Genomic DNA, 6,187 nt, shown 5'->3' with positions numbered 1-6,187 from the left:
CCCCTTCTCTCCATGCGCCAAACCCCACCCCCCTCCCCACCCCCCCCCAGCGCAACACCCCCCCCCCCCCGCCCCCCCCCTTCCCCCCCCCCCCCCCGCGCCGCGTACCCGGCACCGGTCGACCGTGGGCGCGGCTCGACCGGGAATCCGCCGGGCCCGGCCGGTCACACCGGCAGGAGGCGGGTGATGAGTTCGCCGAGGCGGCGGGCGTTGCGGCAGGGATGCATCTCGACGACGGCCGCGTAGGCGTGGGCGGCGGAGTCGCCGGTGGGCCAGAGGGCGGGCTGCTCGGGGTTGAGCCAGATGACCCGGCGGGCGCGGGCGGCGATCCGGCGCAGGGCGTCGAGGTTGGGGTCGCGGTGGTTGGTGCGGGCGTCGCCGAGGATCAGCACGCAGGCGCGCGGGCCGACGGCGTCCAGGTGGTGCTCGGCGAAGTCGCCGAGCGCGGAGCCGTAGTCGCTGTTGCCGTGGTAGCCCGTCACCTCGGCCTGGCTGAGGATCCGGGCGGCCAGCCGGGCCGGGTCGTCGCCGTTGCGGAGCAGGCCGGTGACCTCGGCGGTGCGGTTGACGAAGGCGAACACCCGGACCTTGCCGAACTGTTCGCTCATCGCCTGGACCAGCAGCATGGTGAAGTCGGCGAAGCCCGCGACCGAGCCGGAGACGTCGCAGAGCAGCACCAGTTCCGGCCGGGCCGGGCGGCGCAGCCGGTGGGCGGGGCGCAGCGGCACGCCGCCGGTGGTGAGCGAGCGGCGCAGGGTGCGGCGCAGGTCGATGTGGCCGCGGGCGGCGCGGCGGCGTCGGGCGGCCAGGCGGGTGGCCAGCTTGCGGGCCAAGGGGTGGACGGTGCGGCGCAGTTCGGCGAGCTCGTCGCGGCCGGCGTAGAGGAAGTCGATCCGGTCGGCGCTGGGGGCGACGGCGCGTTCGGCGATCCGCTCGGGGCCGCGCAGCTCGGCGACCCGGCGGCGGGCCTCGGTGGTGACCAGAGCGCGGAAGCCGCGGATCCGGCGGCGGACCTCGTCGGCGAGGACCAGGTCGGAGAGGTCGGCCTGGCCCGCGCCCGGTCGGTCGCGCAGCGCGGCCAGGATCCGGGCGAGCAGCGTCTCGGGGTTGAGCCGGCCGAGCGCCTGCCGGGCGGACCAGCCGTCCGAACCGGGGTTGCCGGGGGCGCCGGACGTGCCCGGCGCGCCGTACCGGCCGAAGGCCTCCACGACCTCACCGGCGAGCCGGGCCTGGGCGGCGCGGTCGTCGGCCGCGAGGGCGGCGGCGAGGCGTGCGCGCAGGTCGTCGCGGAGCGGGTCGGGGCGGCCGTAGCGCGGTGGCTCGGGGTCGTCGGGGACGGCCGGCGGATCGGCGCGGACGGCCTCGGGGGTGCCGACGCCGAGCGGGAAGAACAGGTCGAAGGTGGCGTCGAAGACCGCCCGTTGGCCCTCGGAGCGGAGCAGGGCCGCGGCCAGGCCGGCCCGCATCCGCTCGCGGTCGGTGAAGCCGAGCACGTCCAGGACGGCGGCCGCGTCGACGGTCTCGGCGGGGCCGATCCGCAGGCCGTGGCCGCGCAGTGCGCGGACCAGGCCGGTGAGGCGGGCGGCGGGGTCGGTGGTGCGGGGGTTGCCGGCGGCGGGCTCGTTCGGCTGCGGTTCGGCGGTCATGCGGGGGTGAGCTTCTGGGCGGCCCTCCGGATGTCGTCCTGGTGCTTGAGGATGACCCCGAGGGTGTCCCGGACGGCCGCCTCGTCGAGGGTGTCCGCGCCGAGGGCGAGCAGGGTGCGCGCCCAGTCGATGGTCTCCGCGACGGACGGCGCCTTGCGCAGCTCCATCGCGCGCAGGGCACCGACGATCCGGACCAGCGACTCGGCCAGGGTGTCGTCCAGCCCCGGCACCTTGAGGCGGACGATCCGGCGCTCCAGCGCGGCGTCCGGGTAGTCGAGGTGGAGGAACAGGCAGCGTCGGCGCAGCGCCTCCGAGAGCTCCCGGGTGGCGTTGGAGGTGAGCAGGACGAACGGGCGGCGGCTCGCGGTGATGGTGCCGAGCTCGGGGACGGTCACCTGGAAGTCGCTGAGCACCTCCAGCAGCAGGGCCTCCACCTCGACGTCGGCCTTGTCCATCTCGTCGATGAGCAGCACCGTGGGCTCCTCGCCGCGGATGGCGGTCAGCAGCGGGCGGGTGAGCAGGAACTCCTCGCCGAAGATGTCGCCGCGGGCCTCCTCCCAGCCCTCGTCGCGGCCGGCGGTGATCCGCAGCAACTGCTTGGCGTGGTTCCACTCGTACAGCGCGCGGGCCTCGTCGATGCCCTCGTAGCACTGCAGCCGCACCAGCCGGGCCCGCCCGACGGCGGCCACGGCCTTGGCGAGCTCGGTCTTGCCTACCCCGGCGGGGCCTTCGACCAGCAGCGGCTTGCCGAGGCGGTCGGCGAGGAAGACGGTGGTGGCGACGGCGGTGGAGGCGAGGTAGCCGGTGGCGGCGAGCTGTTCGGCGGCGTCCGTCACGGAGGTGAAGAAGCCCGTGCCCTTCGTCCCGTTGTCACTGTCGTTGCCGTTCATGCGCCCAGCTCCGTTCCGGCTCGCCGTCTCCGTGCGGCGCCACCCTACCGGCCGGTCACTTCGGTGTCTCCGGCGTGCTCGCGCCGGGGCGCGGGGGCGCCGGGGGTGTGGGGTGCCGGGGTGTGGGGCACGGGTGCCGGGGCGGGGGCGTCGAGGTGCCGGCGCACCGGGCACGGAGGAGCGGCGTACGGCCCGGGGCCGTACGCCGCGGTGGTGCGTCGGTGCGCGGGGTCAGTTGACGAACAGGACCGGGCTGCCGGCCACGGAGGTGTCGGTGACCGGGCCGTAGGTGGCGCTGAAGTAGCCGGTGGTGAAGCACAGGCCCGGGCCGGACACCAGGCTGAACGGCTGCGCCGAGAAGCCGATGGTGTTGCCGGTGTTCGAGGTGGTGCCGTTGATCCCGGTGGCGTTCTGGTAGTTGCAGCTGACGCTGCCCAGGATGGTGCTGAGCACGACGGTGGTGCCCATCGGGCCGGCCGCGCCGGGGGTGAGCTTGACCGGGTTGCCGGGGGCGTCGCTGACCGTGTTGGTGTACGGCAGGTTGGTGACGGTGATGCTCTTGACGCCCGTGACGCCGAGGACGTTGGAGGTGCAGGAGCCGAAGGTCTGGGTGTTGAGCTGCTCGACGGCGCTGCCCGGGGCGGCCGGGTTGGCGGTCACGGTCGCCGAGAAGGAGGAGGCGGCGCACTTGATGCCGCTCGTCCCGGTGGCGCTGTTGTAGAAGGTCGCAAAGCTGCCGGAGGCCAGGTTGGCGGTCAGCACGTCGCCGACGGCGACGGCCGGGCCGGACGGGCTGCCGGTGGTGAGGACGGCGCTGGCGGCCTCGGCGGGTGCCACGGCCGCGCCGGTGAGCGCGAGTGCGCTGAGGGCGGCGGTGGCGAGGGTGCGGCGAATGCGCATGAGGGTACCTCTCTCCGTCCCGGGGACGGGTGGGGGGATCCCGGCGTGCGGGTGTGGTGGTGTGCACGACGGGGGAGGTGCATGGCGTACCGGGGGCTCCGGCGGGGCCTTGGTGCGGACGGGCCCGGCGCCACGGGCCCGCTCGTGCGTGCGGCGGTTCGGCGGTACGGCGGACTCCGCAGGTCCTTCGAGGGGGCTTTCGACGGACTTTCGAGGGACCTTCGAAGCGACACAGCGACACAGCGGCATGGCCCGGCGGCACGGCGCCGGCCCGGCGCGGACGTTCGGTGCTGTGGGGGTGGACGTCGGCGGCTGCCACCGCCGCGGGCCTGCGCCCGCCGTGGTCCCGTGGCCCCGTGGTCCGGGAGGTTCGTCCGGACCGTGGGAGCCCCTGGAGGTCGACCGGTGGGGGCCTGCTCGCCCACCGGTTGGAAACCTGTCAGTGTTGTAAACCCGGTGTTACGTCAATGTCAATACAGGACACAGGAGTTGGTGATGGATCGGAACTACCTCCGGAGTGCCGACGTGGTCCTGCTGCCGGGAGCGCGGGCCGGCCGCGACCCCGCCAGGTCGATCAAGCCCGGCCCGCGCCGGCAGCCCGCCGGGGTGGTCGCCGCGACCCAGCGCGAGCGGCTGCTGGACGGGCTGGTCCGGACCGTCGCCGAACGCGGCTACCAGCACGCCACGGTGAGCGACATCTGCCGCGCGGCGGGTGTGACCAGGCCGGTCTTCTACGAGCTGTTCAGCGGCAAGGAGGACGCCTTCCTGGCCGCCCACCGGTACGGCACCGGTGTGGTGCTCCGGCGGATGGCGGCAGCCTTCGCGGCCGAGTCCGACTGGTGCCACGGAATCCGGCGCTCGCTCGGTGCGATGCTCCAACTGCTGGCCGGTACACCGGCGTTCGCCACCATGGCGGTGATCGAGATCGAGGCGGTCGGCCCGGAAGGACGGCGTGAGCGGGAGCAACTCCTCACCAGGTTCCGGGCGTTCTTCGCCGACGTTCCCCAACTGCCTTGCGGGGTAGGGGTGGAGGAGATGGTGGACGCCGTGGTGGGCGGCGTCTACAGCGCGCTCTACCGCCGGATAGCCTCCGGTCGGACGGATCGACTGCCGGATCTGCTCCCGGTGTTGAGCATGTTCTGCCTGGCGCCCTTCCTCGGCCCGGTGGAGGCCGCGGAGCGGCTCGGGTTCGGGACCGGTGAAGATCCTTCGTGCACCCGTATTGACCCGGCCAATACCGGGCAGTAGCTTCCCAGTTACCCACCGCGTACCGATCGGATCCGCCCCGCTGCCGAGGGGCGGACGGCCCGGTCGGGCCGCGGAACGCTGTCCGCGCCAGGGCAACGTGCCAGTGCCTGCACACCCCATCCACCCACAGGGAGCACACATGGCCATGTCCGAGGACGCCGCCGCCGCGGCCGAGACCCCGCAGCCGGTCGGGCCGAGAAGAGGCCGGGTACGGCTGAAGCGCACCGCCCTGATGGCCGTGCCCGCCATCGCGGCCGGGGGCGTCCTGATGGCGCTCACCGCGCAGGGCGTGCTCGCCGCCCAGTTCTCCATCTCCGGAATGCCGTTCACCATCACCGCCGACAAGCTCGACGGCCAGGGCTTCGCGCAGTTCGGCGCGCTGGACTCGATGATCCCGGACAGCCCCAACGCGGGCTCCACCGGCGGCCAGGTACTGGTCGCGGTGTCGGCGATCAAGACCGCGCAGATCACCAACCTGTGCCAGAGCGTCGACCTCGGCGGCATCAACCTGGTGATCCACGCGGGCGACGGCGGCACCCCCGTCTCCGCCAGCAACCTCACCACCGACTCCGATCTGCTCTCCGGCGACGCGGAGTTCACCAACATCGAGATCGGCGGCGACGCCAGCACCTTCACCAAGGCCGGCCCGGTCGGCAAGGGCAACCCGGGCGTCTTCGGCCAGCAGGCCGACACCGTCCAGATCAACCAGCTGAAGCAGCACAACTACGCGAGCACCGCCGTCGGGTTCAAACTGCCCAACCTGCGGCTGAGCTTCAGCTCCCAGGGCTGCTGACCGTGACGGAGTCCGTACCGGAGCCGACCGGGACCGGCCAGGGCGCCGAGCTTGGAGTCGGGGCACGGGCCGAGGCTGGGGTCGGGCCACGGGCCGAGGGGGTGGCGGCCGAGGGGACGGCCGCCGCGCCCGGCACCGCGGCCCCGGCCGCCGCCGAACCGGCCGCCGCCGCCTCAGCCGCCACCACGGCCGGAGCCGCCGCCGTACCCACCACGGGCCCGGCGAGGCGCGACTGGCGGGGCGGGCGACCGTTCTGGGGCGGGCTGCTGGTGCTGCTCGGCGGCGCCGAGATCCTGTTCACCCTGCGGGCCCCGCTGCCCGTCGTCCTGCACATCGGGATGCAGGGGCTGGCCGGATACCTGGTCCCGGCGGTGATGGTCCTGTGCGGCCTGCTGATCCTGTTCAACCCGGCGCAGCGGCTGTTCTACTCCCTCCTCGCCGTGCTGGCCTCGCTGGCCACCTGGGTCACCTCCAACCTGGGCGGCTTCCTGATCGGGATGCTGCTCGGCGTGGTGGGCTCCTGCCTCACCTTCGGCTGGCTGCCCGACCAGCCGCTGCGCCGCGGCAGGCAGCGCCGGCTGGACCGCCGAGAGGAACGCCGGGCGGCCAAGACCGCCTCGGCCTGAACGCGGGTGCCCCGCGCCCAGGTGATGGGAGAGCACCGGGACGCGGGGCACCTTCCCGCGGGTCGCCTTCCCGCGGGTCGCCTT

Annotated in this window: 6 protein-coding genes; 3 read left to right on the top strand and 3 right to left on the bottom strand. The window is 74.2% G+C overall.

The features are described from left to right. Nucleotides 1-164 precede the first annotated feature (164 nt). The 3 genes from ACZ6Y7_RS23955 to ACZ6Y7_RS23945 all read right to left on the bottom strand — a co-directional run bounded on the left by ACZ6Y7_RS23955 (nt 165) and on the right by ACZ6Y7_RS23945 (nt 3,436). Nucleotides 165-1,646: a VWA domain-containing protein gene (locus tag ACZ6Y7_RS23955; protein ID WP_465759971.1), complete on the bottom strand. Its 1,482-nt coding sequence runs from the start codon at nt 1,644-1,646 to the stop codon at nt 165-167. After that, nucleotides 1,643-2,536 carry an AAA family ATPase gene (locus ACZ6Y7_RS23950; RefSeq protein ID WP_465759970.1) on the bottom strand — a complete coding sequence of 298 codons (894 nt, stop codon included), beginning with the start codon at nt 2,534-2,536 and terminating at the stop codon, nt 1,643-1,645. The genes ACZ6Y7_RS23955 and ACZ6Y7_RS23950 overlap by 4 nt, the downstream gene beginning before the upstream one ends. Before the next feature lie 231 nt (nt 2,537-2,767). Beyond that, nucleotides 2,768-3,436 carry a Tat pathway signal sequence domain protein gene (locus ACZ6Y7_RS23945; RefSeq protein WP_465759969.1) on the bottom strand — a complete coding sequence of 223 codons (669 nt, stop codon included), beginning with the start codon at nt 3,434-3,436 and terminating at the stop codon, nt 2,768-2,770. A gap of 495 nt (nt 3,437-3,931) precedes the next feature. Here ACZ6Y7_RS23945 and ACZ6Y7_RS23940 point away from each other — a divergent pair, with 495 nt between their 5' ends. From ACZ6Y7_RS23940 to ACZ6Y7_RS23930, 3 genes are all read left to right on the top strand, one after another. After that, entirely contained in the window at nt 3,932-4,684 is a 753-nt protein-coding gene (locus tag ACZ6Y7_RS23940) for a TetR/AcrR family transcriptional regulator (RefSeq protein ID WP_465759968.1), read from the top strand. Between the two features lie 139 nt (nt 4,685-4,823). Next, nucleotides 4,824-5,477, top strand: a complete 654-nt coding sequence (locus ACZ6Y7_RS23935; protein ID WP_465759967.1) for a DUF6230 family protein — start codon at nt 4,824-4,826, stop codon at nt 5,475-5,477. A gap of 263 nt (nt 5,478-5,740) precedes the next feature. Then, nucleotides 5,741-6,103, top strand: coding sequence for a DUF6114 domain-containing protein (locus ACZ6Y7_RS23930; RefSeq protein WP_465760110.1), 363 nt, complete (start codon nt 5,741-5,743; stop codon nt 6,101-6,103). Nucleotides 6,104-6,187 lie beyond the last annotated feature (84 nt).

The sequence above is a fragment of the Kitasatospora sp. NPDC053308 genome (genome assembly GCF_055585785.1).
This window is presented reverse-complemented; position numbering and strand designations above follow the sequence as displayed.